The 24,747-nt window shown below is 65.3% G+C and carries 27 protein-coding genes and 1 tRNA gene; 15 read left to right on the top strand and 13 right to left on the bottom strand.

All coding sequences use genetic code 11. The features are described from left to right. Positions 1 to 159: 159 nt before the first annotated feature. The gene (locus H8B03_RS05360) at positions 160 to 771 is read left to right on the top strand and encodes a cupin domain-containing protein (protein WP_193140688.1); all 612 of its coding nucleotides are present in this window, start codon (positions 160 to 162) and stop codon (positions 769 to 771) included. A gap of 130 nt (positions 772 to 901) precedes the next feature. After that, positions 902 to 1,486 carry a YceI family protein gene (locus H8B03_RS05365; protein ID WP_193140689.1) on the top strand — a complete coding sequence of 195 codons (585 nt, stop codon included), beginning with the start codon at positions 902 to 904 and terminating at the stop codon, positions 1,484 to 1,486. A 245-nt stretch (positions 1,487 to 1,731) separates the two neighbouring features. Here the strand turns inward: H8B03_RS05365 and H8B03_RS05370 are convergent, their stop codons facing one another. After that, positions 1,732 to 2,958, bottom strand: coding sequence for a cytochrome b/b6 domain-containing protein (locus tag H8B03_RS05370; RefSeq protein ID WP_193140690.1), 1,227 nt, complete (start codon positions 2,956 to 2,958; stop codon positions 1,732 to 1,734). A gap of 178 nt (positions 2,959 to 3,136) precedes the next feature. Here H8B03_RS05370 and fabD point away from each other — a divergent pair, with 178 nt between their 5' ends. The 3 genes from fabD to H8B03_RS05385 all read left to right on the top strand — a co-directional run bounded on the left by fabD (position 3,137) and on the right by H8B03_RS05385 (position 5,240). Continuing rightward, entirely contained in the window at positions 3,137 to 4,066 is a 930-nt protein-coding gene (gene fabD, locus H8B03_RS05375; protein WP_193140691.1) for an ACP S-malonyltransferase, read from the top strand. 23 nt (positions 4,067 to 4,089) lie between these two features. Further along, positions 4,090 to 4,827, top strand: coding sequence for a 3-oxoacyl-[acyl-carrier-protein] reductase (gene fabG / locus H8B03_RS05380; RefSeq protein ID WP_193140692.1), 738 nt, complete (start codon positions 4,090 to 4,092; stop codon positions 4,825 to 4,827). Between the two features lie 179 nt (positions 4,828 to 5,006). Next, a complete protein-coding gene (locus H8B03_RS05385) occupies positions 5,007 to 5,240 on the top strand; it encodes an acyl carrier protein (protein ID WP_193140693.1) in 234 nt (77 codons plus the stop codon). Positions 5,241 to 5,429: 189 nt separating this feature from the next. Here H8B03_RS05385 and H8B03_RS05390 read toward each other — a convergent pair whose 3' ends face one another. The 8 genes from H8B03_RS05390 to H8B03_RS05425 all read right to left on the bottom strand — a co-directional run bounded on the left by H8B03_RS05390 (position 5,430) and on the right by H8B03_RS05425 (position 10,917). Then, positions 5,430 to 6,521: a 2'-deoxycytidine 5'-triphosphate deaminase gene (locus tag H8B03_RS05390; RefSeq protein WP_193140694.1), complete on the bottom strand. Its 1,092-nt coding sequence runs from the start codon at positions 6,519 to 6,521 to the stop codon at positions 5,430 to 5,432. 63 nt (positions 6,522 to 6,584) lie between these two features. Next, a tRNA-Pro gene (locus tag H8B03_RS05395) sits at positions 6,585 to 6,662 on the bottom strand. A gap of 75 nt (positions 6,663 to 6,737) precedes the next feature. Continuing rightward, positions 6,738 to 7,496 carry a MerR family transcriptional regulator gene (locus H8B03_RS05400; RefSeq protein WP_193140695.1) on the bottom strand — a complete coding sequence of 253 codons (759 nt, stop codon included), beginning with the start codon at positions 7,494 to 7,496 and terminating at the stop codon, positions 6,738 to 6,740. A gap of 12 nt (positions 7,497 to 7,508) precedes the next feature. Then, on the bottom strand, positions 7,509 to 7,811 hold the full coding sequence (ihfA, locus tag H8B03_RS05405; protein ID WP_193140696.1) for an integration host factor subunit alpha: 303 nt from the start codon (positions 7,809 to 7,811) through the stop codon (positions 7,509 to 7,511). 88 nt (positions 7,812 to 7,899) lie between these two features. Then, on the bottom strand, positions 7,900 to 8,871 hold the full coding sequence (locus H8B03_RS05410) for a beta-ketoacyl-ACP synthase III (protein ID WP_193140697.1): 972 nt from the start codon (positions 8,869 to 8,871) through the stop codon (positions 7,900 to 7,902). Then, positions 8,868 to 9,971, bottom strand: coding sequence for a phosphate acyltransferase PlsX (gene plsX, locus H8B03_RS05415; protein WP_193140772.1), 1,104 nt, complete (start codon positions 9,969 to 9,971; stop codon positions 8,868 to 8,870). The genes H8B03_RS05410 and plsX overlap by 4 nt, the downstream gene beginning before the upstream one ends. A 34-nt stretch (positions 9,972 to 10,005) precedes the next feature. After that, positions 10,006 to 10,212, bottom strand: coding sequence for a 50S ribosomal protein L32 (gene rpmF, locus H8B03_RS05420; RefSeq protein WP_193140698.1), 207 nt, complete (start codon positions 10,210 to 10,212; stop codon positions 10,006 to 10,008). A 129-nt stretch (positions 10,213 to 10,341) separates the two neighbouring features. Next, positions 10,342 to 10,917, bottom strand: a complete 576-nt coding sequence (locus H8B03_RS05425; protein ID WP_226925698.1) for a DUF177 domain-containing protein — start codon at positions 10,915 to 10,917, stop codon at positions 10,342 to 10,344. A gap of 51 nt (positions 10,918 to 10,968) precedes the next feature. Between H8B03_RS05425 and H8B03_RS05430 the strand changes: the two genes are divergently transcribed. Beyond that, a complete protein-coding gene (locus H8B03_RS05430) occupies positions 10,969 to 11,463 on the top strand; it encodes an outer membrane protein assembly factor BamE (protein ID WP_226925699.1) in 495 nt (164 codons plus the stop codon). 2 nt (positions 11,464 to 11,465) lie between these two features. On the opposite strand, the gene msrB is transcribed toward H8B03_RS05430, so the two are convergent. Then, positions 11,466 to 11,861 (bottom strand): peptide-methionine (R)-S-oxide reductase MsrB, encoded by a 396-nt coding sequence (gene msrB, locus H8B03_RS05435; protein ID WP_193140699.1) that lies wholly within the window; start codon positions 11,859 to 11,861, stop codon positions 11,466 to 11,468. 191 nt (positions 11,862 to 12,052) lie between these two features. On the opposite strand from msrB, the gene H8B03_RS05440 reads away from it, so the two are divergent. Further along, entirely contained in the window at positions 12,053 to 13,876 is a 1,824-nt protein-coding gene (locus H8B03_RS05440; RefSeq protein ID WP_193140700.1) for an ABC-F family ATP-binding cassette domain-containing protein, read from the top strand. A 47-nt stretch (positions 13,877 to 13,923) separates the two neighbouring features. Here the strand turns inward: H8B03_RS05440 and H8B03_RS05445 are convergent, their stop codons facing one another. The 3 genes from H8B03_RS05445 to miaA all read right to left on the bottom strand — a co-directional run bounded on the left by H8B03_RS05445 (position 13,924) and on the right by miaA (position 15,929). After that, positions 13,924 to 14,274 carry an antibiotic biosynthesis monooxygenase gene (locus tag H8B03_RS05445; protein ID WP_193140701.1) on the bottom strand — a complete coding sequence of 117 codons (351 nt, stop codon included), beginning with the start codon at positions 14,272 to 14,274 and terminating at the stop codon, positions 13,924 to 13,926. A gap of 125 nt (positions 14,275 to 14,399) precedes the next feature. Continuing rightward, positions 14,400 to 14,927, bottom strand: coding sequence for a hypothetical protein (locus tag H8B03_RS05450; RefSeq protein ID WP_193140702.1), 528 nt, complete (start codon positions 14,925 to 14,927; stop codon positions 14,400 to 14,402). Positions 14,928 to 15,035: 108 nt separating this feature from the next. After that, entirely contained in the window at positions 15,036 to 15,929 is an 894-nt protein-coding gene (miaA, locus tag H8B03_RS05455; RefSeq protein WP_193140703.1) for a tRNA (adenosine(37)-N6)-dimethylallyltransferase MiaA, read from the bottom strand. A 170-nt stretch (positions 15,930 to 16,099) separates the two neighbouring features. Between miaA and pyrH the strand changes: the two genes are divergently transcribed. The 8 genes from pyrH to H8B03_RS05495 all read left to right on the top strand — a co-directional run bounded on the left by pyrH (position 16,100) and on the right by H8B03_RS05495 (position 24,697). After that, positions 16,100 to 16,834, top strand: a complete 735-nt coding sequence (gene pyrH / locus H8B03_RS05460; protein WP_193140704.1) for a UMP kinase — start codon at positions 16,100 to 16,102, stop codon at positions 16,832 to 16,834. 88 nt (positions 16,835 to 16,922) lie between these two features. Then, positions 16,923 to 17,489 (top strand): ribosome recycling factor, encoded by a 567-nt coding sequence (gene frr, locus H8B03_RS05465; RefSeq protein WP_193140705.1) that lies wholly within the window; start codon positions 16,923 to 16,925, stop codon positions 17,487 to 17,489. 54 nt (positions 17,490 to 17,543) lie between these two features. Beyond that, positions 17,544 to 18,272 carry a polyprenyl diphosphate synthase gene (uppS, locus tag H8B03_RS05470; RefSeq protein WP_193140706.1) on the top strand — a complete coding sequence of 243 codons (729 nt, stop codon included), beginning with the start codon at positions 17,544 to 17,546 and terminating at the stop codon, positions 18,270 to 18,272. Next, positions 18,269 to 19,078: a phosphatidate cytidylyltransferase gene (locus H8B03_RS05475; protein ID WP_193140707.1), complete on the top strand. Its 810-nt coding sequence runs from the start codon at positions 18,269 to 18,271 to the stop codon at positions 19,076 to 19,078. Before uppS ends, H8B03_RS05475 begins: the two co-directional genes overlap by 4 nt. Before the next feature lie 3 nt (positions 19,079 to 19,081). After that, on the top strand, positions 19,082 to 20,242 hold the full coding sequence (gene dxr, locus H8B03_RS05480) for a 1-deoxy-D-xylulose-5-phosphate reductoisomerase (protein ID WP_193140708.1): 1,161 nt from the start codon (positions 19,082 to 19,084) through the stop codon (positions 20,240 to 20,242). A 52-nt stretch (positions 20,243 to 20,294) separates the two neighbouring features. Then, positions 20,295 to 21,632 carry an RIP metalloprotease RseP gene (gene rseP, locus H8B03_RS05485; protein ID WP_193140709.1) on the top strand — a complete coding sequence of 446 codons (1,338 nt, stop codon included), beginning with the start codon at positions 20,295 to 20,297 and terminating at the stop codon, positions 21,630 to 21,632. 166 nt (positions 21,633 to 21,798) lie between these two features. Then, positions 21,799 to 24,051 carry an outer membrane protein assembly factor BamA gene (bamA, locus tag H8B03_RS05490; RefSeq protein WP_226925700.1) on the top strand — a complete coding sequence of 751 codons (2,253 nt, stop codon included), beginning with the start codon at positions 21,799 to 21,801 and terminating at the stop codon, positions 24,049 to 24,051. Between the two features lie 76 nt (positions 24,052 to 24,127). Then, positions 24,128 to 24,697, top strand: a complete 570-nt coding sequence (locus tag H8B03_RS05495) for an OmpH family outer membrane protein (RefSeq protein ID WP_193140711.1) — start codon at positions 24,128 to 24,130, stop codon at positions 24,695 to 24,697. Positions 24,698 to 24,747 lie beyond the last annotated feature (50 nt).

Here is a 24,747-nt window from a genome sequence, read left to right on the forward strand (position 1 = left end):
AAGGTTCCGCCCCTGTCCACGAGAGGCTGCGCCGAATAATGGTTTGCGGAACCGCGCCCTTATACAGTTCTTGACCATGGGGACAAGTCCCCGCGCCCCAAATGTCGCCCGGTCGTGCTAGGATGCACGCGGGGTTCGCATCGAGCCGGAGGGGGAAAGATGATCGAACGGGGCACCATCGCCATAAACAGGCTGACCGGCAGCCGATGGGAGGTTCTCGAAGGGGCGGCGGAAACCGGGTCTTGCGGGTTCAGCATCAAGATTACCTGCCAGCCGCGCGCCGCACCCGACGTGTCCGAACACGTCCATCTGGACTGGGACGAGACGTTCGAAATCCTGTCCGGGCACGCCACCTACAGCCTACAGGGCGAAGCCTATACCGCCGTTGCCGGTGACACGCTGGAAATGCCGCCCCGTCAAAGCCATGTGCATCCGTGGAACGACGGCGACGAACCATTGGTCTATATCCAGCGCGCGCGCTTTCCGGCGCCACAGCCGGGTGCTTTCGAAGAAACCTTCGGGGTGATCCTGACCCTGTTCGGCATGGCGGCCAAGCCGGGCCTTCTGAACCGGCGCGGGATGCCGCGCGACCTGCTGGCCTTTGCGGCGATGGGGCGGGCTTTCGGGCGGTATCGCAATTACGATGCCGCGGTGCCGATCCTGTTGCAACGGGCAGCCTCGGCCACGCTCGGGCGTCTGGCCGAGGCGCGGGGCATTCCAGCCATCAATCCGGCTTACATCGACCTGGCGCGCCCCGGCCCCGGCGAATAGGTCCCGCAGGGTCTGTTCATTCCCGAACGGGGCCTGTGAACTGGCGCGGAATTGCCGAAACCGGCATTCGACCCGATGTGTAGCGGGATGAGCACGTTGCTCGTTCCGAAATCACATCAAGGGATCGACCATGAAAACCACCGCCTTCGCCGCCGCTCTTGGCCTTGCCACTGCAACCCTAGCCGCGCCGGTTCTGGCCGATGCCGAGGCCTATGTTCTGGATGCCAGCCACAGCCAGATCCTGTTCAGCTACAACCACCTTGGCTTTTCGACCACCCATGGCCTGTTCTCGGGCTTTGAAGGCGAGATCCAGTTCGATGCGGAAAACCCGGCGGCGTCCTTCGTGTCGGTGTCGATGCCCGTGACCTCGATGTTCACCGGCTGGGAAGAGCGCGATGCGCACCTGATGTCGGGTGATTTCTTCGGGGCTGATGACGACGATCTGGTGACCTTCGTGTCGACCGGGATCGAGGTCACCGGCGAAGCCACCGCGTTGATCACCGGCGATCTGACCCTGAACGGTGTGACCCAGGCGGTCGTTCTGGACACCACCCTGAACCAGGCAGGCGCGCATCCCATGGCCCAGACGCCCTGGCTGGGGTTCGATGCCACGACGGTTCTGAAGCGGTCGGACTTCGGCGTCGACAAGTTCGCGCCTTTCGTGGGCGACGAGGTGGCCGTGCAGATCTCGATCGAGGCGATGAAAGCCGAATAAGCCTTCCTGACAGACGACTTCGGGCCGCCCTTGGGCGGCCCTTTTCGTTTCAGCATCGGCAAGACCGGGGCGCGGGTGAGGCCGCCTTGATGCCGACGACCAGACCCAGACGCGGACGTCTGGCCAGCGCGCCTTGCTGGGACCGGACCACAATCCGGTACAGACGCACGGCCAGCCTGGTCCCGCACCACGCAAGCCGGGTTCGGGACGGCGGCCTTCGCCGCCGTCCCCATTGCGCCTGGGGGTCAGTTGCGCTGTGCTGTCAGGCTGACCGAGACGGTAACCGGGAAACCCAGCGTGGCCTCATCCTTGTAGGTGGCTGTGCCGATGTCGAAGTCGCGGCGGTCCAGCGTCGTCTGGCCTGTCATTTCAGCAGTATCGCCGGTCAGGGTCAGATCGAAGGGCAGGGTGACCGGCACGTCGGCACCTTTCAGGCTGAGCGTGCCCTCGGCCAGATACCTGCCGTCGTCGCCGGCGCGCAGGGTGGCGGTAAACCGTGCGGTGGGGAATTGCGCGGCATCGAAGAACTCGGGCTTCACGGCTTCGGCCGTGACCGAGCCGAGGGTGACCGAGCCGATGGCGATATCGACCGCGACGGTGCCCAGATCCGGACCCGGCGCCTCGGGATCAAACGCGATGCTGGCCGACCAGTCGGAAAAACTGCCTTCCACATCGGCGCCGAATTGCACCACGCTCAGCCCCAAGGTGCCGCCTTGAACGGTCCAGCCGGTGGCGGCGGGCGCAACCGGTGCCGGGGCCAGTGCGATGGCGGGGGACTCGGTCTGCGCCGCGCGGGGCCAGCCCAGGGCGGTGCCGGCGGTCATGGCCACGGCCCAGATCATCAGTGCCATCCAGAACGGGCTGCGGCTGTGTTCGCCGCTGTCCCGCCCGGCCTCGACCCGCCCCGGCAGCATCCGTGCCAGCGTCAGATCGCGGTCGATGACCTGATGTTTCACCGCGCCGACAATGTGCAGCAGCACGGCGATGCCAAGGACTTTGGTGAAGACCAGATGCCAGCCCTCGAATACATGCGCGACGGCATCATCCTTGGGCACGAAGGGCAGCGACTGGCCGAACGGCCACCAGATCGGCGCGAAGCCGGTGGTTGCGGCATGGTGAATCCAGCCCGACAGCGGCACCAGAATCAGCCCGGCATACAGCAGCCAGTGCACAAGCTCGGCCATAAAATGCTCGATCCGGCGGTCAGGATGCAGCGGGTGCGGCTTGGTCTGGGTCAGCGCCCAGAGGATCCGTGCCAGCGCCACGAAGAAGACGGTCACGCCGACAGTCTTGTGCAGGCTGAACAGCACGCCCTTGACCAGCAGGGCTTGCGAGCTGTCGTAGGGCCAGCTGTTGGCGATCATGCCCAGGGGAAAGGCAGTCAGGATCAACAGCGCGGTGAGCCAGTGAAACATCTTGGTCACATTGCCATAGGCGTAGGCGGAATTGCCAAGGGGGGTGGCGTCGGACATGAACGATCTCCGTCAGGTAGCTTTCCGGGGAAGCTAGAGCATTTGTGTGCAGGCCAAAACCGCGCTGTCCGCACAGGACCCCTGCGGGGATGCGCGCGGGTCTGCCGGATTGCGCGCCCTGCATCGCTGGGCTATCCCGACGGGCAACCAGTGTTCACAGAACCGCGACGGAGGAGCCATGAGCCGCGCATTTGTATTCCCCGGACAGGGGGCCCAGGCGATCGGAATGGGACAGGCCCTGGCAGAGGCCTATCCGGCCGCCAAGGCGGTGTTCGACGAGGTCGACGAGGCTCTGGGCGAAAAGCTCTCCGAGTTGATCTGGACCGGCGATATCGAAACCCTGACCCTGACCCAGAACGCACAGCCGGCGCTGATGGCCTGTTCGCTGGCCGCCGTGCGGGCGCTGGAAGCCGAAGGTGTGGCCATTGCCGACGGGGCTTTCGTGGCCGGGCATTCGCTGGGCGAGTATTCGGCGCTGGCCGCCGCCGGGGCACTGAGCGTCACCGACACCGCGCGCCTGCTGCGCATCCGTGGCAAGGCGATGCAGGCTGCCGTACCGGTGGGCCAGGGCGCCATGGCCGCGATCCTGGGGCTGGACCTGGCCGCCGTCACCGAGGTGGCCGAGGCCGCCGCGCAAGGCGAGGTCTGCCAGGCCGCCAATGACAATGATCCCGCGCAGGTCGTGGTCTCGGGCCACAAGGCGGCCGTCGAGCGGGCCACGGTGCTGGCCAAGGAGAAGGGCGCCAAGCGGGCGTTGCTGCTGCCGGTTTCGGCCCCGTTCCACTGCGCCCTGATGCAGCCCGCCGCCGATGTGATGGCCGGGGCTCTGGCCGATGTGACCATCGCTGCCCCCGTGGCGCCGCTGGTGGCCAATGTGACCGCGCAGGCAACCTCGGACCCCGAAGCGATCCGGGCGCAGCTGATCACCCAGGTGACCGGGGCGGTGCGCTGGCGCGAAAGCGTGCAGTTCATGGCCGCCAATGGCGTGACCGAGGTTTGGGAAGTGGGCGCGGGCAAGGCCCTGTCCGGCATGATCCGCCGCATCGAACGGTCCATCGCCTGCACCGCCATTTCGACCCCCGACGACATCAAGGCCACGCTCGCCTGAGCCGAGCAAAAGAAGGAAGTCACATGTTTGATCTGACCGGAAAAACCGCGCTCGTCACCGGCGCCTCGGGCGGCATCGGGGCCGAGATCGCCCGCACCCTGCACGCCGCCGGCGCCACCGTCGGCCTGTCGGGCACCCGTGTTGAGCCGCTGGAGGCGCTGGCCGCGGACCTGGGCGAACGTGCCCATGTTCTGCCCTGCAACCTGAGCGACGCCGAGGCAGTCAACGCCCTGCCGAAACAGGCGGTCGAGGCCATGGGCGGCGTCGATATCCTTGTGAACAACGCCGGCATAACCCGCGACAACCTGTTCATGCGCATGTCCGAAGAGGAATGGGCATCGGTGCTGGAGGTCAATCTCACCTCGGCCTTCCGTCTGAGCAAGGGCGTGCTGCGCGGCATGATGAAGAAACGCTGGGGCCGCATCGTCAACATCAGCTCGGTGGTGGGTGCCACCGGCAATCCCGGTCAGGGCAACTACGCCGCGTCCAAGGCGGGGCTGGTGGGCATGTCGAAATCGCTGGCCTATGAGGTCGCCAGCCGCGGCATCACCGTCAACGCCGTGGCGCCGGGGTTCATCACCACCGCCATGACCGACAAGCTGAACGACGACCAGAAGGGCGCAATCCTGGGCCAGATCCCGGCCGGACGCATGGGCGAGGCCAGCGAAATCGCGGCAGCGGTTCTGTATCTGGCCAGTGCGGAGTCCGGCTACACCACGGGCGCCGTGCTGCATGTCAACGGTGGCATGGCGATGATCTGAGGATGAACGGGGACGGCGAAAGCGTTTGCCTTCCCCATTCCATATGCTATAGGCCTCGCAACTTGCCCGGGGGCAGGGACCCATTTCTGGGAAAAGTTGAAGGCCCAGTGGCCTGAAGTGGCTCTTTGGAGCTGTTGATCAAGAACGGGCAAGACCCCGAAAGACATAGAGGATATGACATGAGCGACATCGCAGATCGCGTGAAGAAGATCGTTGTCGAGCACCTGGGCGTGGAAGAAGGCAAGATCACCGAAGGTGCCTCTTTCATCGATGACCTGGGCGCCGACAGCCTGGACACCGTGGAACTGGTGATGGCTTTCGAAGAAGAGTTCGGCATCGAGATCCCGGACGACGCAGCCGAAACCATCCAGACCTTCGGCGACGCGGTGAAGTTCATCACCGAAGCCTCCTGAGGCACAAGCGCGATCATCGCGAAACGACGGGCGGTCCCACTGGGGCCGCTTTTTTCGTTTGGGGCGGTACTTTCGTTGGGGGCGCTGCCCCCGCGACCTGACGGTCGCTCCCCCGGAGTATTTAGGCCAAAAAGAAACTGTGGGCGTCTTTCCGGGCCGCCGCCGCCCGAAGCGTTGGAGGGGGCGGGATTAGCGGAAGTGCTTGGAGAGCTTCAGGCCCTGGCCCTGGTAGTTCGATTTGATCTCGGCGCCGTAGAGGCGGGCGGGCTGTTCGCTCATCCGTTCATAGACCAGCCGCCCGACCCTTTGCCCGTGTTCCAGCAGGAAGGGCGATTCGTGGCAGCGCACTTCGAGCACGCCGCGCGAGCCTTTGCCACCGGCGCTGGCATGACCGAAGCCCGGATCGAAGAACCCGGCGTAATGCACGCGGAACTCGCCCATCAGCGCCATGTAGGGGGCCATCTCGGCGGCGTAATCCGGCGGGATCGTGACCGCTTCCTGGCTGACGAGGATGTAGAAAGCGCCGGGATCGAGGATCAGACCGTCGCCGTCGCTGTGCAATTCGTCCCAGAAATCCGCGCGGTCATAGGCGCCGATCCGGTCCAGGTCGATGACCCCGGCATGGGGCTTGGCGCGGTAGCCCACAACGCCGTCTTCGCGCGGCCGCAAATCGACGGAGAACCCGAGACCCTGATCGATATGGGCCGGACCGTCCACCAGCGGTTCGGCGGCGTGCAGGGCGGTGAGGGCGGCGTCGTCCAGTTCGGCCTTGCCGGCGCGAAAGCGGATCTGGTTCAGGCGCATGCCGGCGCGCACCAGCACCGAGAAGCTGCGCGGGCAGATCTCGGCATAGAGCGGGCCGGAATAGCCTTCGGCGATGCGGTCGAACTCGCTGCCCTTGTCGGTGATGACGCGGGTCAGAAGGTCGAGCCGTCCGGTGGAGCTTTTGGCATTGGCGACGGCGGTGATGCCAACGGGCAGGGCCAGGGATTCCATCAGTGGCACCAGATAGACGCAGCCCTTTTCCAGCACCGCGCCGGCCTCCAGGTCCATGCGGTGCATTTCGAAGCGGCCCAGCCGGTCGGCAACGCAAGCCTGGCTGCCGGGCAGGAAGGAGGCGCGTACCCGGTAGGCGACACGGCCCAGCCGCAGGTCCAGCGAGGCCGGTTGGTACTGGTCTTCGAGAATCGCGGGATCGCCGGTGATCTCGCCCCGGTCCACCATGGTGCGGAGGGTCTGGATCGGCAGGACGCCCTGGCGGGCGGGGCTCGGGTCGGTCATGGGCGCGGCAGATCTCCTTCAGGCAAAAGGCCCGCACCCGGAACCGGGTACGGGCCTTTTTGATGGTCGGGCCAGCGAGATTCGAACTCACGACCTTCCGTCCCCCAGACGGACGCGCTAACCAGGCTGCGCCATGGCCCGACGTTCGCGCTGTTTATCATTTCTGGGCGGCAGGGCAAGGCGGAAGATCGCAAAAAATGCAGCCCCGAACCCGGCTCACCAAGGCCGGCTTTGCAGGGCCTGCAGGCGCGTGGCGGCGTCGCGCAGTACGGCGCGATGGGCGGCGGGCAGTTGGGCGGGCACAAGGGCGCGCAGGGCGTGGCTGGTGCCCGGCAGATAGGGGACCGGGGACAGGGGCGGAACCTCGAACGGCCGTGCGGTCTGGGGGGGCGTGGCCTCGGGATCGGCCGGGGCGTCTGCAGGCGCCTCGGCCGGGGATGCCGGGCTGCTGGCGAAGGTGCCACTTTGATCCTCGGCCGGGTCGGCGTCTTCGCTGTCGTCGAAGAAGAACCCGATGGGCGGGATATCGTCGTCCTGCGCCCCAGGGCGTGCGTCGGTCGGCGCGGGCTTTTTTGGAAGAAGTTCGGAGGGGGGCGGCGGCGTCCCGGCATCCGGGGCCTCTGCCGTGGGCGGCGGGGCCGCGCTTTCCGGCGTCGCGGCGGTGGGGGTCGCGGCGGTGGTGCCGCTGCCGGCCTTCAGATCCAGCGCCGGGCTGAAGGCCGCGATGGCAACCGTGCCTTCGGTTTGCAGGCGTTCCTGCACCGACTTGATGGTGTGGCCTTCGGTGTGCAGCAGATGCTTGATGCCGCCCAGAAGCCGCATGTCATCGGGGCGATAGTAACGCCGCCCGCCGGCCCGCTTGACCGGTGCAATCTCGGGGAAACGGCTTTCCCAGAACCGCAGGACATGGGCGGGGGTGTCCAGCCACTTGGCCACCTCGCTGATGGTGCGGAAGGCTTCGGCGGATTTGCGCATCGGTGTCGCGGATCAGCGCTTGTTGCCCTGGGCCACGCGTTCCTTCATCAGGTGCGAGGGCCGGAAGGTCAGAACGCGGCGCGGGTGGATCGGCACTTCTTCCCCGGTCTTGGGATTGCGGCCCACGCGGGCGGCCTTGTCGCGCACGTTGAAGGTGCCGAAAGACGATATCTTCACCGACTCGCCATCAACCAGCGCATCGCTGAGATGGTCGAGAACCGATTCCACAAGCTGTGCGGATTCGTTTCGGGACAGGCCGACCTCGCGAAAAACGGCTTCGCTCAGGTCCATGCGGGTCAGGGTCTTGCCAGTCATCACTCGTCTCCAGGTCCGAGAGCAGGATAGAGAGAGGCCCGAAAGCCTGTCAATGCCTTTGGTGTCAATGGCTTGAGTCGCGCGGCTTTTACCAGCGAAAGACCACCGAACCCCATGCCAGGCCGCCGCCGATGGCTTCGACGACCACAAGGTCGCCGGGTTTGATCTGGCCGCGGGCCTTGCCCACGGACAGGGCGAGGGGAATCGACGCCGCCGAAGTGTTGCCGTGGTCCTGCACCGTCACGACCACGCGCTCCATCGGAACCCCCATCTTCTGGGCGGTGGCCTTGATGATGCGCAGGTTGGCCTGATGCGGCACGATCCAGTCCACGTCAGCGCCGGTCATTCCCAGCTTTTCCAGCGCAGTATGGGCAGTGCTGGCCAGTTTCTCGACGGCATGGCGGAACACTTCCTTGCCCTGCATGCGCAGGTGGCCGGTGGTATGGGTCGAGACGCCGCCGTCGACGTAAAGGATATCGCGGTAGCGGCCGTCGGAATTCAGGTCGCTGGCAAGGATGCCGCGGTCGGCATTGCTTCCGTCACCTTCGACGCGTTCCAGAACCAGGGCCCCGGCGCCGTCGCCGAACAGCACGCAGGTGCCGCGGTCGGTCCAGTCCATGATCCGGCTGAAGGTTTCGGCGCCGATCACCAGAACGCGTTCGGCCTGTCCCGACAGGATCAGACCGTTGGCATTGGTCAGGGCGAAGACGAAACCGGCGCAGACTGCCTGTACGTCATAGGCGAACCCGCCGGTCATGCCGATCTTGTCCTGCACCATTGTGGCAGCGGAGGGAAAGGTCAGATCCGCGGTGGAGGTCGCCAGTACGATCGCGTCGATATCATCGGGCCCAAGCCCGGCATCCGCAAGGGCGGCTTCGGCGGCCTTGGCCGCCATGTCCGAAGTGGTTTCGCCTTCGGCTGCGAAATGCCGCCGCTCGATCCCGGATCGCGACCGGATCCATTCATCGGAGGAGTCCAGAGTTGCCGCGAACTCGCTGTTTTCGAATACTTTTTCGGGGAGGTAGTGGCCAACTCCCCGAATTGCGGCGCGTGTTGTCATTTCTGGGTTCCGTATACCTGTCCGGACGTCCCGCCACCTTGGCCCGTGTCGGACAGGGATGCAACCCGTGCCGCGATGCGCTCCGGGAAATCGGCCTGCCCCAGTTCGGCGGCCAGCTTGATCGCAGCGGCGATCCCGGTCGCATCGGCGGACCCGTGGGATTTCACCACAGTGCCGTTCAGGCCCAGGAACACCCCGCCGTTGACCTGGCGCGGATCGATCCGCTTGGCCAGACGCCGCAACGAGGTGATTGCCAGTAGCGCTGCAAACCGCGACAGGATGGTGTGGTTGAAAGCTTCGCGCAGAAGTTCGCGGATCAGCTTGGCGGTGCCCTCGCCGGTTTTCAGGGCGACGTTGCCGGTGAAGCCGTCGGTCACGATGACATCGACGCGATCGGACGGAATGTCGCCGCCTTCGACGTACCCCACGAAATCGAACTGCGCGGTTTCCGAAGCGGCGGCAATCATGTCATGGGCCAGCTTCAGCTCGGCCCGGCCCTTGTGCTCTTCGGTGCCGACGTTCAGCAGGCCGATACGCGGGCGCGGCAGGCCCAGTCCGACGCGGGCATAGGAGGTGCCCATCAGCGCATATTGCAGAAGGTCTTCGGCGTCGGCGCGAATGTCGGCGCCCACGTCCAGCATCACGTTGAACCCGCCGGGATTGCGCGACGGCCAGAGGCAGGCAATGGCGGGACGGTTGATGCCGGGGATCTTGCGCAGGCGCACCATGGACATGGCCATCAGCGCGCCGGTGTTGCCGCAAGATACGCAGACCTGCGCCTCGCCATCCCGCACGGTTTCGATGGCCGACCACATGGAGGTGCCCTTGCCGTTGCGCATGGCATGGCTGGGCTTGGCGTCCATGGTCACGACACCTTCGGCATCACGCACCTTGCAGCGGCCCGACAGGTCACGCCTTTTGGCGACCAGCGGTTCCAGCTTGGATGCGGCCCCATGGACCAGAAAATGGATATCGGGATTGTCGCGGGCCGCACGGCCCATACCGGCAATGATTGCGCCGGGGCCTCGGTCGCCGCCCATGGCGTCGACCGATATCGTAATCGGACCTGATTCGGCACGGACCGAGCCTTGCCGTGTCATCCGTGCCATCATGGTATCCCGGGTAAGGGGCGGCTTATGCCGCGTCGTCGTCCAGCTCGATTTCTTCCACCAGAGCAACGACTTCACGGTCGTTGTAGTGGCCGCAGGACGGGCACACGTGGTGCGGGCGCTTCAACTCGCCACAGTTGGTGCATTCGTTCGGGTTCCCGGCGACAAGGGCGTCGTGAGCGCGACGGTTGTTCCGGCGGGACCGCGTGACTTTGTTCTGCTGGACAGCCATGTCTCAACCTTCGGATAGGGGCGTGGCGGAACTGACCGGTGTCAGTGGCACGCATGGAAATGAAGTCGGTCTTCTAGCGGTTTTCCGGTGCCGCGCAAGCAGTTTTTTCGGAATCCCGTCAACCGCGTGTCAGTTTTCGTCGCCCTTCAGCTTGTCGCGCAGCCCGGCCAGACCGGCAAAGGGCTTGGTATCCTCGTCGGTCAGTGGCTTCACGCCGGGTTCGGCGAAACTCTGCTCGACGATCTCGGCCCCTTCGGCGCGCGGATAGGGCGGCAGGGCCAGCGACAGCGATTCCTCGAACAGCGACAGGAAGTCCAGCGCGGCGGGCAGGGGCTCCAGCGTGTCATCCTCGGGCATCTCGATCTCGGAGTCTTCCTCGATGTCAGGCTCGACGTAGTCTTCCCGGAAGCGGCGTGTCAGCGGCTCATCGATGCGGGTGCGGACCGGGGCCAGCGTGACCACGCAGGCCTGTGTGACCGTTGCGCCGATCTGGCCGTCCAGATCCCAGTCGTGCTGGCCGCTGGGCCGCAGGGTGCAGGTCAGCCGCGCCTTGTCGAGCGCGACCAGTCCCAGACGCCCGGCGGCGGTCTCCATTTCGTCGCGGGTCAGGATCACCGTGAAGTCATGCGCCCGGCGCTGACGCAGCGAATCGAGGCGAATCCGGCGATCTGACGCGGGCTGATCGTTCGAGGTTTCCTGTGTCATGCGGCATCCATTCTTGAACACTGGGGGAGGCTTCGCTAATCCGGGTGCCAGATGACGACTTCTCAGGCAAGGCGCAAGATGATGAACCGGCTTTTCCCACAGATCCGCCGCACCGGCCGATTGGCTGCCGTTGCGGGCGTGCTGCTGGCGGCGGCTTGCCAACCCATCGTGCGCAACCACGGCTATGTTCCTCCCGAGGATCAGCTCTCGGAAGTTTCGGTCGGCCGGGACACCCGCGACAGCGTGGCCGAGAAGATCGGCCTGCCGCTGAACAAGGGCATCGATGGCGACCGGGCGTGGTATTACGTGGCCAGCACCCGCGAGACCTTTGGCGCCCGCGCCCCCAAGGTGGTCGAGCGTGAGGTCGTGGCCATCCTGTTCAACGACAACGGCACCGTGCGCAACATCGTCCGCCTGGACGAGCAGGACGGCCAGGTCGTCACCCTTACCGCGCGCGTCACCAACCCGTCGGTTGCCGATCGCGGCCTGCTGCGCCAGATCTTCGGCAATGTCGGTACGCCCACCGCTGGCGACTTCCTAGAATAGGGTCAGTCGTCCTCGGGCGCAAAGGTCAGGGCCACCCCGTTGATGCAATAGCGCAGGCCGGTGGGCGCCGGCCCGTCCGGGAACACATGCCCCAGATGCGCCTCGCAGCGATTGCAGTGCACTTCGGTGCGGCGCATGAACAAGCGTCGATCCTCCCGCTCGCCGACAATCTCGGGATCGAGCGGTGCGTAGAAGCTGGGCCAGCCGGTGCCGCTGTCGAACTTGGTACTCTGGTCGAACAGGGGGGCGCCACAGCACAGGCAGCGAAATGTGCCGGGATCCTTGGGAAAGTCGTCGTGCGTGTGCGCGCGCTCGGTGCCATGCTTGCGAGTGACCTTGTAGGCCAGTGGCGACAGTTCGGCCTGCCATTCCGCCTCGGTCTTGGTGATCTTGTCCATTGCGGGCCTCCTGTTCGGGGTGTGGGTCCGGGGGCGGCATGGTCATAGGCCGCCGGTGTCTCTTGAAACCTAGGGCAGCAGGTGGACATCGCCAAGACGCAGGCGGGCAACCGGGGCGCCAACCACGCGGTTGTGACCGGGCACGCCGTCTGGCCCTTGATCTTGCGGCACCGCTCCTCTAGCCCGGCGCCATGGCAAACCCTCCCGCGCTCCAGCTCTCCGGCATCTCGCTGACTTTCGGCGGCGATCCGGTCTTCTCCGACCTCGGTCTGGTGGTTCAACCCGGCGACCGAGTGGCCCTTGTGGGCCGCAACGGGTCCGGCAAATCGACCCTGATGAAGGTCATGGCCGGCCTGGTCGAGCCTGACCAGGGCGAGCGCGTGGTCACGCCGGGCATCTCGGTCGGCTACATGGAGCAGGATCCCGACCTGTCGGGCTTCGCCACCCTGGGCGACTACGCCGCCAGCGCGCTGGACCCCGCCGAGGCCTACAAGATCGACATGGTGTCCGAAGGGCTGAAGTTCAGTCCGGAAACCGCCATCGAGGCCGCTTCGGGCGGCGAACGTCGCCGCGCCGCGCTGGCCAAGTTGCTGGCCGAAGATCCCGACCTGATGCTGCTGGACGAACCCACCAACCATCTGGATATCGAGGCCATCGGCTGGCTGGAACAGCGCCTGAAGGACACCCGCGCCGCCTTTGTCCTGATCTCGCACGACCGCGCCTTCCTGACCGCCCTGACGCGGGCCACGCTGTGGATCGACCGGGGCGCGGTGCGGCGGCGCGAGCAGGGGTTTGCCGCGTTCGAGGTCTGGCGCGACAAGACCTGGGAAGAAGAGGACGAGGCGCGCCACAAGCTGGATCGCAAGATCAAGGCCGAAGCCCGCTGGGCGGTCGAGGGTATCTCGGCCCGGCGCAAGCGCAACATGGGCCGGGTGCGGGCGCTGAAGGATCTGCGCGCTGACCGCGCCGCGCAAATCCGCCGCCAGGGGGCCGCCGACCTGCAACTGGCCGCGGGCCAGAAATCGGGCCGCAAGGTGATCGAGGCCAAGGGCATCTCCAAAGGCTTCGGCGACCGCACTATCCTGCGTCCCTTCGATCTGCGCGTGCTGCGCGGTGACCGGGTGGCCTTTGTCGGGCCGAACGGCGTCGGCAAGACCACCCTGCTGAAGATGCTGACCGGAGAGGTCGCGCCCGACAGCGGAACCGTCAGCCTTGGATCAAACCTTGAAATGGCGGTCTTTGATCAGAATCGCGCCCAACTGGATCCTGACCTGAGCCTGTGGGAAACTCTGGCCGGGGATCCGACCATGCGGGTTTCAGGGCGCGCCGATCAGATCATGGTGCGCGGTACCCCGCGCCATGTGGTCGGCTACCTGAAGGATTTCCTGTTTGACGAGCGTCAGGCCCGCGCGCCCGTGCGTTCGCTGTCGGGGGGCGAAAAGGCGCGTCTGCTGCTGTCCAAGATCATGGCGCGCGACAGCAACTTGCTGGTGCTGGACGAACCGACCAACGATCTGGATGTCGAAACGCTGGACCTGCTACAGGATGTGCTGGGCGACTACGACGGCACCGTTCTGCTGGTGTCCCACGACCGGGATTTTCTTGACCGGGTGGCCTCGACCACCATCGCCATGGAGGGCGATGGCCGGGCCGTGGTCTATGCCGGCGGCTGGAGCGACTACCGGGCGCAGCGCGCGGAGAACCCACCGATCGAAGCGCCCAGCCCCAAGGTACCCCCGCGAAAGCCCGCACCGGAGGCCCCGGCCCCCCAGAAGGTTGCGGACAAGGGTCTGAGCTATACCGAGCGGCATCGGCTGGACAAGTTGCCCGCCATAATCGAACGGCTGGAAGCCGAGATCGCCAAGCTGGAAGAGTTCCTGGCGGATCCGAACCTGTTCACCCAGGCGCCGGTGAAGTTCCAGAAAGCGACCGAGGCCCTGGTGGAACGCCAGACCGCCCTGGCCGCCGCCGAAGACGAATGGTTGACGCTGGAGGAAAAAGCCGCCGACGCCTGATCTGACCCGTTGGCGGTTTCAGGGTGTTGCCCCGCGCAGCGTGACGATCAAGCAGCGGGCGTCTCGATGTCGCGCGGGCCGGCATAGGCACGCTCCACCCGCGCCACATGTAACGAATAGGTGGCATACCAGTCGGTGTTTCCCAGCCGCTGCGCCGCCAGATGGCGGGTGTCGGCCTTCCACGCCGCGATGGCGGCTTCATCGGTCCAATAGCTGACGGTGATGCCCAGACCATCGGTGCCGCGCGCGCTGTCCATCCCCAGAAAACCGGGGGCGTTCCGGGCAAGCTCGACCATCCGTTGCGCCATGACTTCATAGGCGGGATCGGGGGTGCGCAGCAGCGAGGTAAACACCACGACATGGTAGGGCAGGGTCTGCGGAGGAACCGGGGCAATCATGGCGACAGGCCTTTGGCATCTTGGTGGATATCGCACATCATCCCGCGCACCTGTCGTCAGGGCAACAGGATCTGCGCAAGGCCGCATCCGGAACGCTGAAACTGGCCAGGGATCTGGCCGCCCGCTCAGTCCGCGGCGCTGCGGCGGGCGATGGGCATTTCGGGCTGATGGGTAATCCTGCGGGTGCCGGACATCAGGTGCTTGCGGGTCAGCCACAGCGAAATCAGGCTGGCGCGGTGATGCAGCACCTCATCGGTCAACGGCAGGGTCGAGCGGCAGTCGGCCCGGAAGCCTTCGACCAGCTGGTTCAACTCGGCCTGATCCTGCAACGTCGACAACCGCAGATGCAGCACCTCCTGCGGTACCGGAAGATCCTTTCGCCCGCCCATGAACAGGGCAGTGCCCTGCGTGCGCCCCAGGGCCTGGCAGGCATGCGAGGTGTTGGCGGGCAGGAAGATCGCGTTGTGCGCGGTATAGCCCCGCACCTCGCCCCCGATGGACAAGCGGCCCTGGCCGCAGGTGAACCACAGCAGCACCGGCACAAGATAGCTGCGCGGCGTGTCGATTTCCCATCGGCCCTGGCGGGCCAGTTGCGAGATCGGAACGGCCTTCAGGGGCCGTTGTGTTGAATCTGAGGACTGGCTGTCGAACATGGACTCTCCCTGTCTGGCGTCAGATTACTTACGGGGGAAAGATTCGTCCAAGCCGGGTTTAGAAATAGTATCCAGAACTTTCGACGAATCAGCGGTGTGTTGCCGCAATCACGCGTCGATTGCACAGGCATCCAGCAATCGCCAGCCCTTCATCCGTCGCCGGAACCATGTGCGCTGCCGCTTTGCGTATTGATGCGAGGAAATCTTGGCGCGGGCCACGGCGTCCGATTCGCTGATCTCGCCGCGCAGGTGGGCGACCAGTTCGGGTGCGCCGATGGCCTTGGCCGAGGGCCGCGCGGGATCCCAGACCGGCAGGATCGCGCGCACCTCGTCCAGCGCCCCCTGCGCCATCATCGCGTCGAACCGCCGGTCGATCCGGGCGTTCAGCCAGTCGGGATCGGCGGCAATCTGCCAGCAGGCGGCGCCATCGGCGGGCAACCGCGGAGGCGGCGTGTCCGCCTGCCAGTCTGCCAGTCCGCGCCCGGTTTGCTGCTGAACCTCCCAGGCGCGTTGCACCCGCATGGGGTTGTTGAGGTCGATTCGCGACCGAGTGTCGGGATCCAGCTCATTCGCCATCGCCGCCAGTCCGGCCTGCGCACGATGCGCCGAAGCGGCCTCGCGAACCTCGGGGCGGGTCGCCGGAATATCCGCCAGCCCTTCGGTCAACGCCATGAAATACAGGCCGGTCCCGCCGATGATGATCGGCGCCGGGTCGCGATCCAGGCAGGGGGCGACCTCGCGCAGCCAGTGCCCGGTGGAATAGGCCGCGTCATAGGCGACATGGCCGTACAGCGCATGTTCGGCGCGGGCCAGTTCGTCGGGCGAGGGCCGCGCGCTCAGCACCTGCCAGCAGTCATAGACCTGCAACGCATCGGCATTGACCACCACCCGGCCCTGGGCTTCGGCCACGGCCAGTGCCAGCGCCGACTTGCCAGAGGCCGTCGGACCGGCCAGAAGGACGGGGCGCGTGGGCGGCAGGGTATCGAGAAGGTCCTGGATCATGTAATCTGTCGCATGGCAAAGCACGGCCCCGGATGCAATCCCCGCTGCTGCTGCCGTTGTGCGAACGCATCAGATGCCGCGACGCAGCGAATGTGTGGACGAACGCAATTGAAAGCGCGGGCAACCTGCTTCATTGTGCGGGCGACGTGGAAGAAGGCAGGGCAGAATTCATGAGTGGCGACGTTTCCGACAGCGGCATCAAGTTCAAGCGGGTGCTCCTCAAGATCTCGGGCGAGGCCCTTATGGGGACACAGGGCTACGGCCTGCATCCGCCGACCGTGGAACGCATCGCGTCCGAAGTGAAGTCGGTCCACGAATTGGGTGTCGAAATCTGCATGGTCATCGGCGGCGGCAACATCTTTCGCGGGCTGTCCGGCTCGGCGCAGGGGATGGAGCGGACCACGGCCGACTACATGGGCATGCTGGCCACCGTGATGAACGCACTGGCCATGCAGGGCGCGCTGGAAAGCATGGGGGTCTATACCCGCGTGGTCAGCGCCATCCCGATGGATCAGGTCTGCGAGCCCTACATCCGCCGCCGCGCCGTGCGCCATCTTGAAAAGAAACGCGTCTGCATCTTCGCCGCCGGCACCGGCAACCCCTATTTCACCACTGACACCGCCGCGACGCTGCGCGCCAATGAAATGGCCTGCGAGGCGATCTTCAAGGGCACCAAGGTGGACGGTGTCTATGACAAGGATCCGGTCAAGCACGCCGACGCGAAACGCTATGACACGGTGACCTACGACGAGGTTCTGCAAAAGCACCTGGGCGTCATGGATGCCTCGGCGATCGCGCTGGCGCGGGACAACAACAAGCCGATCATCGTGTTCTCGCTCGATGAGCAGGGGGGCTTCCGCGGGATTCTCAGCGGTCAAGGCACCTATACAACCGTGCACGGTTAACCTTATAGGCATTTAAACCCGTCAATGGTCCCTGTAGAGTCCGGGTTTTGAAGGCGGTCGGAAGCGCACCGATTGAAAGGAAGAACAAATGGCCGAAGACGAGATTGAAATCGAAATCGATGATCTGACCCGCCGGATGGACGGGGCGATGGCTTCGCTGAAGCAGGAATTCCTGTCGCTGCGCACCGGGCGTGCTTCGGCCAGCATGCTCGATCCGATCATGGTGGAATCCTATGGCGCCATGTCGCCGCTCAACCAGATCGGCACCGTGAACGTTCCCGAGCCGCGGATGATCACCGTCAACATCTGGGACAAGTCGATGGTCCAGAAGGCCGAGAAAGCCATCCGCGACAGCGGTCTGGGCATCAACCCGGTGGTCGATGGCACCATCATCCGCCTGCCGATCCCCGAGCTGAACGAAGAACGTCGCCGTGAGTTGACCCGCGTCGCCGCGCAATATGCCGAACATGCCCGTGTCGCCGTGCGCAACGTGCGCCGCGACGGGATGGATCAGCTGAAGCGCGCCAAGGCCGCCGGGATGAGTGAAGACGACAACAAGGTCTGGTCCGACGAGATCCAGGAACTGACCGACAAATATGTTGCAATGGTGGATTCTGCGCTTGAGGCCAAACAGGCCGAAATCATGCAGGTTTAAGCAGGGCATATCAGGACAGGAGCCCCGCTTGATGCGTCCAGGGCAGACAAACTGATGGCGGCAAAGGACAACCGCCAGATCACACCGGAACACGTGGCCATCATCATGGATGGCAACGGCCGTTGGGCGACTCGTCGTGGCTTGCCGCGTCTGAAGGGGCATCATGCCGGCGCGACCCGCGTCCGCGAAATCGTGCGCGCCTGCCCAGACAACGGCGTGCGCTACCTGACCTTGTTTGCCTTCTCGACCGAAAACTGGCGCCGCTCCACGGCCGAGGTGTCGGGCCTGATGGCGCTGTTCCGCCGCTATCTGGTCAGCGAAGCGCAGGAGCTGATGGAATCCGGCGTCTGCGTGCGGTTCATCGGCGATCGCACACCGTTGAACGGCAAGCTGGTCCAGTTGATGGAACAGGTGGAACGGCAGACGGCGGACAACACCCGGCTGAACCTGACCGTGGCCCTGAATTATGGCGCACGGGACGAGATCACCATGGCGGCCACCCGTCTGGCCCGTGCCGTTGCCGCGGGTGAGGTCTGCGTCGACAGCATCACGCCAGAGCTTTTCGATACCTATCTCTACACCGCTGCGATCCCCGATCCCGACCTGGTGATCCGCACCTCGGGCGAAAGCCGGGTGTCGAATTTCCTGCTGTGGCAGTCGGCCTATGCCGAGTATGAATTCACCCCCACGCTGTGGCCGGATTTCTCGCCCCAGCATTTCGCGGACATCCTGCTGACCTTCGGCGGACGCGAGCGGCGTTTCGGAGCCGTTTTGCCGGGATGACCGGCAACCAACAGCCATCGGCCAAAACCGGCAAGGGACGTTGGGCAGATCTGGGGCCGCGGATCGCATCGTCGGTTGTGCTGGTGTCAGTGGCCATCGCAGCGATCTATCTGGGCGGCATCTGGTTCGTTGGCTTCGTGGCCGTGGCGGTCGCCCTGATCACTTGGGAACTGGCCACCATGACCGGGGTGTCGCGCAGCCTGCTGGTGGCGGTGGCGGCCGGCGTGGCCAGCCTTGTTTTGTCGCTGGTTCCGGATGGCTACGGCGTGCCGCTGCTGATGCTGCCCGCGCTGCTGGGTGTGGGGCAAGCCAGGCGTCAGCCGCTGGCCTTCGCGCTGTTCTCGGTGATGGTCCTGCTGGCGGGCTACGGTCTTGTGGACCTGCGCGAGAACATCTCGTGGAAATGGCTGGTCTGGCTGCTGGGAATCGTGATTGCCACCGATGTGGCGGGCTATTTCGCCGGCAAGACCTTCGGCGGGCCGAAATTCTGGCCGCGCGTCAGCCCCAAGAAAACCTGGTCCGGCACGGTGGCGGGCTGGGTGGCGGCAGGGCTGGTCGGCTTCGTCGCCTTCAAGACCTCGATGGCCGGTTCACAGGTCATCGGAATATCCATCGCGCTGTCGATGGCGTCGCAAATGGGCGACATCGCCGAAAGCGCGCTGAAACGGCAGGTCGGCGTCAAGGACAGTTCGAACCTGTTGCCCGGCCACGGCGGCTTTTTCGACCGGTTCGACGGGGTTCTGGGCGCAGCGGTGCTGTTCCTTCTGGTGGAACAGGTGGTCCCGTTTCCGCCGGGGGGCGGATGAGCCATGCGCCGGATCTCTATTTTCGGGGCGACCGGATCCATCGGATGTAGCACGCTTGACCTGATCCGCCGCCGGCGTTGCGAGTTTCAGGTCGTGGCCCTGACCGGGGGCCAGAACATCGACAAGCTGGCCGCGCAGGCGCGCGAGTTTCAGGTCGAACTGGCGGTGACCGCCGATCCTGCCCGCCACAATGATCTGAAGGCTGCCCTGTCCGGCAGCGGCATCGCCACGGCTGCGGGCCCCGAGGCGCTGATCGAGGCGGCGGACCGTCCGGCGGACTGGATCATGTCGGCCATCGTCGGCGCGGCGGGGCTGGCGCCCGGCCTGCGCGCCCTGCGCCACGGCACCACGCTGGCGCTGGCCAACAAGGAAAGCCTGGTCTGCGCCGGGCCGCTGCTTATGGCCGAGGCCCGCGCCCATGGCGCCCGTATCCTGCCGGTGGACAGTGAGCATTCAGCGGTGTTCCAGGCGCTGGTGGGCGAGGAAATGGAGGCGGTGGAGCGCATCGTCATCACCGCGTCCGGCGGCGCGTTCCGCGACTGGCCGTTGGAGCGGCTGGCGAAGGCCACGGTGGCCGAAGCCTCGAACCATCCCAACTGGGACATGGGCCAGCGCATCACCATCGACAGCGCGTCGATGTTCAACAAGGCGCTGGAGCTGATCGAAACCCATGAATTCTTCGACATCGCGCCCGAGAAGATCGAAACCGTGGTCCATCCCGAAAGCCTGATCCATGCGCTGGTTGGCTTTCGCGACGGCGCGCTGATGGCCCATGTGGGCGCGCCGGACATGCGCCACGCCATCGGCTATGCGCTGAACTGGCCCGAGCGGCGCGATCTGCCAGTGGCGCGGCTGGATCTGGCGCAGGTGGGCGCGTTGACGTTTCGCGCCCCCGACCCGGCCCGCTACCCCGCGCTGCGGCTGGCCCACGCTGTGATGGCGGCGGGCGGTCTGACCGGGGCGGCCTTCAACGGTGCCAAGGAGAGGGCGCTGGACCTGTTCATCGCCGGACGCATCGGATTTCTGGACATGGCGGCAGCGGTTGACGGGGTTTTGACCCGACTTGCGGGCGATCCGGCCCTGTCTGCGGCCCCGACCCTTGATAATGTCCTGCATGTGGACCAAATCGCCAGAGATGAGGTCGCACGCGTGACCGCGGCCTGACCGCTCAAGGCCGCACGTCGGCACACATTTGCAAGAAGGACGATTCCAGCCCTTGGAACTCATCGGATTGATCCCCAGCTTCGGCAGCCTGGCCTATACGATCGCAGCTTTCGTGGTGGCCCTGTCGGTCATCGTGGCGGTGCATGAATACGGCCATTACATCGTCGGACGCTGGAGCGGGATCCATGCCGAGGTGTTCTCGCTGGGCTTCGGCCCCGTCCTGGCCCGCTGGACGGACCGGCGCGGTACCGTCTGGCAGATCGCGGCGCTGCCTCTGGGCGGCTACGTCAAGTTCCTGGGCGACAGCGATGCGGCCTCGGGCAAGGATGCGCGGGCGCTGGAGCAAATGCACCCGGCGGAGCGTCGCCGCACCATGCATGACGCGCCCTTGTGGGCGCGCTCGGCCACGGTGGCGGCAGGGCCGGTGTTCAATTTCGTCCTGTCGATCATCGTCTTTGCCCTGATCGCGATGTTCCAGGGGCAGGCCAAGGCGCCGCTGACCATCGCGGAACTGCGGCCCATGCCCTTTGGCGCCCAGGCCTTGATGCCCGGCGACCAGATCGTCGAGATCCACGGCCGCGACGTGCCCGACTTCAGCGGCTTCGGCACTTTTGTGAACAACCTGCCGGTGGCACCCGAACTGGACTACACGGTGGAACGCGACGGGCGCGAACTGACCTTCCCCGGCCCCTATCCGTATCCGCCGCTGGTCACCTCGGTCACGCCGCAATCGGCGGCGATGGACGCCGGGCTGGAGACCGGCGACGTGATCCTGTCGGTGGGGGATACCCGGATATCCTCGTTCGAGGATCTGCGCAGCGCGGTCCTGATCTCGAACGGCGCTCCGCTGGACCTTGAGGTCTGGCGCGACGGCGACGCCTTCCCGATGACCCTGACCCCGCGCGAAGTGGATGTGCCCAGCGAGGATGGCGGCTTTGAGCAGCGCTATCTGATCGGCGTCACCGGCGGGCTGTTCTTCGTGCCCGAGACCGAGACGCTGGGGCCGATCACGGCGCTTGGCTTCGGTTTCAGCCAAGTTGGCAACATCGTCCAGCAGAGCCTGTCAGGCCTTTACCACATGATCACCGGCGCGATTTCCTCGTGCAACCTGAGCGGCCCCATCGGCATTGCCGAAACCTCGGGTGCGGCGGCCAGCCAGGGCGCGGTAAGCTTCATCTGGTTCATCGCGGTGCTGTCCACGGCGGTAGGGTTGATCAACCTGTTTCCGGTGCCGGTTCTTGATGGCGGGCATCTGGTGTTCCATGCATGGGAGGCGGTTACCGGCTCGGCACCCAGCGACCGCGCCTTGCGGGTGCTGATGGCCGGCGGATTGGCGCTGATCCTGTCGCTGATGATCTTTGCCGTCACAAACGATATTTTCTGCCCCTGAATACCGCGAAACTGTGGCGTGGCTGCGCGATATCCGCGCCATCGGTGCAGTGTGGTTTTGACATCTTGGCGGTCCCGCACTAACCCCTGATGCAAAGAAGCAGAAGGGCGAGGGCAGGCATATGGCAACGGGCGCGCTGCGTAGACAAGTGGTGTGGGTCGCCGTAATGGCGATCACGATGCTCTGCCTGATCGGCAACGGGGCGGTGCTGGCGCAATCTTCGTATGGCGCGATCCGGGTCGAAGGCAATCAGCGGATCGATGATTCGACAGTTCTGACCTATGCCGGGATCGAACAGGGCCAGCGGGTCACCACGGGCCAGATCAACGATGCGAAGCAGCGGATTCTCGGCTCGGGCCTGTTCGAGGCCGTCGAGATCGAGGCCGGGCGCAATACCCTGACCTTCATCGTCACCGAGTTCCCGACCATCAACCAGATCAGCATCGAGGGCAATCGCCGGCTGAACGACGACATCCTGCAGGCCCTGCTGTCGTCGCAACCACGCCGGGTCTACAGCCCGACGATCGCCGCTGCCGATGCCCGGGCCATCACCGACGCCTATTTCCAGGCCGGCCGTTTTGCCGCCACGGTGACCCCCAAGATCATCCCGCGCAGCCAGAACCGCGTCGATCTGGTCTTCGAAGTGACCGAGGGCGCCGTGGTCGAGGTCGAGCGCATCAGCTTTGTCGGCAACCGCAGCTATTCGGACCGCCGTTTGCGTCAGGCGCTGAGCACCAAGCAGGCCGGGCTGTTTCGCCAGCTTGTGCGCCGCGACACCTATATCGACGACCGCATCCAGTTCGACCGCCAGGTGCTGACCGATTTCTACCGGTCGCGCGGCTTCGTCGATTTCCGGGTGCTGTCCGTCACCCCCGAATTCTCGCGCGAGCGGGATGCGTTCTTCCTGACCTTTAACGTCGAGGAAGGCCAGAAGTTCAAGATCGGTACCGTGGATCTGTCTACCGACGTGCCGGGCCTGGATCTGGCGCTGTTCGACCGCGCGATCAAGATCCGCAAGGGCCAGACCTATTCGCCGGCGCGGCTGGACGACACCATCGCCCGGCTGGAGCGTCGCGCGATCGAGGAGGGCATCGATTTCATCCGTGCCGATCCGGTGATCGACCGCGATGATGCCAACCTGACCCTGAACCTGACCTTCAACCTGACCCGCGGCCCGCGCATCTTCGTGGAGCGCATCGACATCGAAGGCAACTCCACCACGCTGGACCGGGTGATCCGCAGCCAGTTCCGCATCGTCGAGGGCGACCCGTTCAACCCGCGCGAGATCCGCGAAAGCGCCGAGCGTATCCGGGCTCTGGGGTTCTTCACCTTGGCGGATGTCAACGCCCGCGAAGGCACCGCGCCGGACCGGGTGATCGTCGATGTGAACGTCGAGGAACAGCCGACCGGGTCGTTGCAACTGGGCGCAAATTTCTCGCTGGAGGACGGCGTCGGGCTGGTATTCGGCCTGAGCGAACGCAACTTCCTGGGGCGCGGCCAGCAGCTTGATTTCAGCATCGCGGGTGGGGTCGACAACGTGGATTCGCAACTGCGCTTTATCGAACCGGCCCTGCTGGGACGCAATGTCACCGGTGTCTTCGACATCTACTATCAGGCGACAGAGCAATACAGCGCCTTCTTCAACACCACCAGTCTTGGGTTCGAGCCGTCGATCAGCTTCCCGATCAGCGACAACGGTCGTCTTGAGCTGAACTATCGCCTGTCCGACGATGATGTTTCGCAGGTCAGCGACGAAAGTTCGATAATCATCCAGAACGAGGCGGGTGCCCTGACCACCAGTGCCCTTGGCTACGCGTATAACTTCAACTCGCGCCGGACCAGCCTGGACCCGAACACCCGCTACGGGTTCGAGTTCCGGCAGAATTTCGCCGGGCTGGGCGGGCAGACCAATTTCGTCGAAACCATCGTTACCGCCGACTATGGCACCAAGGTGTTCAACGAGGATATCGGACTGACCGCCAACTTCATCGGACAGGCGCTGAACTTCTTCGACGGCTCCAGTCGGGTTATTGATCGCTATCGTGGCGGCGGCACGGTGCGGGGCTTCAAGCGGAACGGTCTTGGTCCGCGTGACACCACGGCCATCAACGAGGATGCCCTGGGCGGCAACCTTGCCTTCGGGGTCAGCCTGGAAGCCGACTTCCCGCTGGGCCTGCCCGAAGAATACGGCATCCGCGGCGGCTTCTTCTACGACTTTGGCTCGATCTGGGGGCTGGACATCACCCAGGGAACAAACGGCACGGTGGACGATGCCTTCCATCTGCGCCAGGTGATCGGCGCGACAGTGTTCTGGGAAACGCCGATCGGCCCGCTGCGGTTCGACTTTACCCGCGCGATCGAGAAGGAAGACTATGACGAAGTGCGGAACTTCAACTTCACGGTCTCGACCCGTTTCTGATCTGTGGCGAGGACCTGCGGCCCTTCTGGCCCTGGCGCTGACGGCGGCTTGGCCGGCGGTGGCCCAGCAGGCCGTGGTGACGAATGCTCCGATCGCCAGCCTGCCGGTGGCAACGCTGGATCAGGATGCGATCTTCCTGCGCTCGCTTTTCGGGATTCGGGTGCAGCAGGAGTTGGGGGCCGAGCGCACCACGCTGGAGGCCGAGAATCGCCGGATCGAAGCCGAACTGATCGCCGAAGAACTGGCCCTGACCGAAGAGCGCAGCCTGCTGGATGCCGCGACCTTCGCGCAAAAGGCCGATGCCTTCGATGCGCGGGTTCAGAAGATCCGGCAGGAACAGGATCGCAAGGCGCTGGCGCTGCAGCGGAAGTTCGAACAGGAACGCCAGCGCTTCCTGTCGCTGATCGGCCCGGCCCTGATCGAGGTTCTGCGCGCCGCCGGGGCGTCGGTCCTGCTGGATCGCGATGCGGTGATCTTCGCCGTGGAGGGCGTGGACATTACCGAACGGGCCATCGCCACCATCGACGAACTGGTCGGGTCCGGGTCCGTGGCCGCGGCCGATCCCGAGGCGGACAACGATCCGGCCCCCGACGACCCCGCGACGGCCCCGGATGCTACCCCGACCACGGACCCGGACGCACAATAGCGCCCTGCGCTTGTTTCCGGCCCCGTCAGTTGCTACCCAAACGCAGGCAA

The sequence above is a fragment of the Meridianimarinicoccus sp. MJW13 genome, assembly GCF_014901205.1.
Taxonomy (GTDB): domain Bacteria; phylum Pseudomonadota; class Alphaproteobacteria; order Rhodobacterales; family Rhodobacteraceae; genus Meridianimarinicoccus.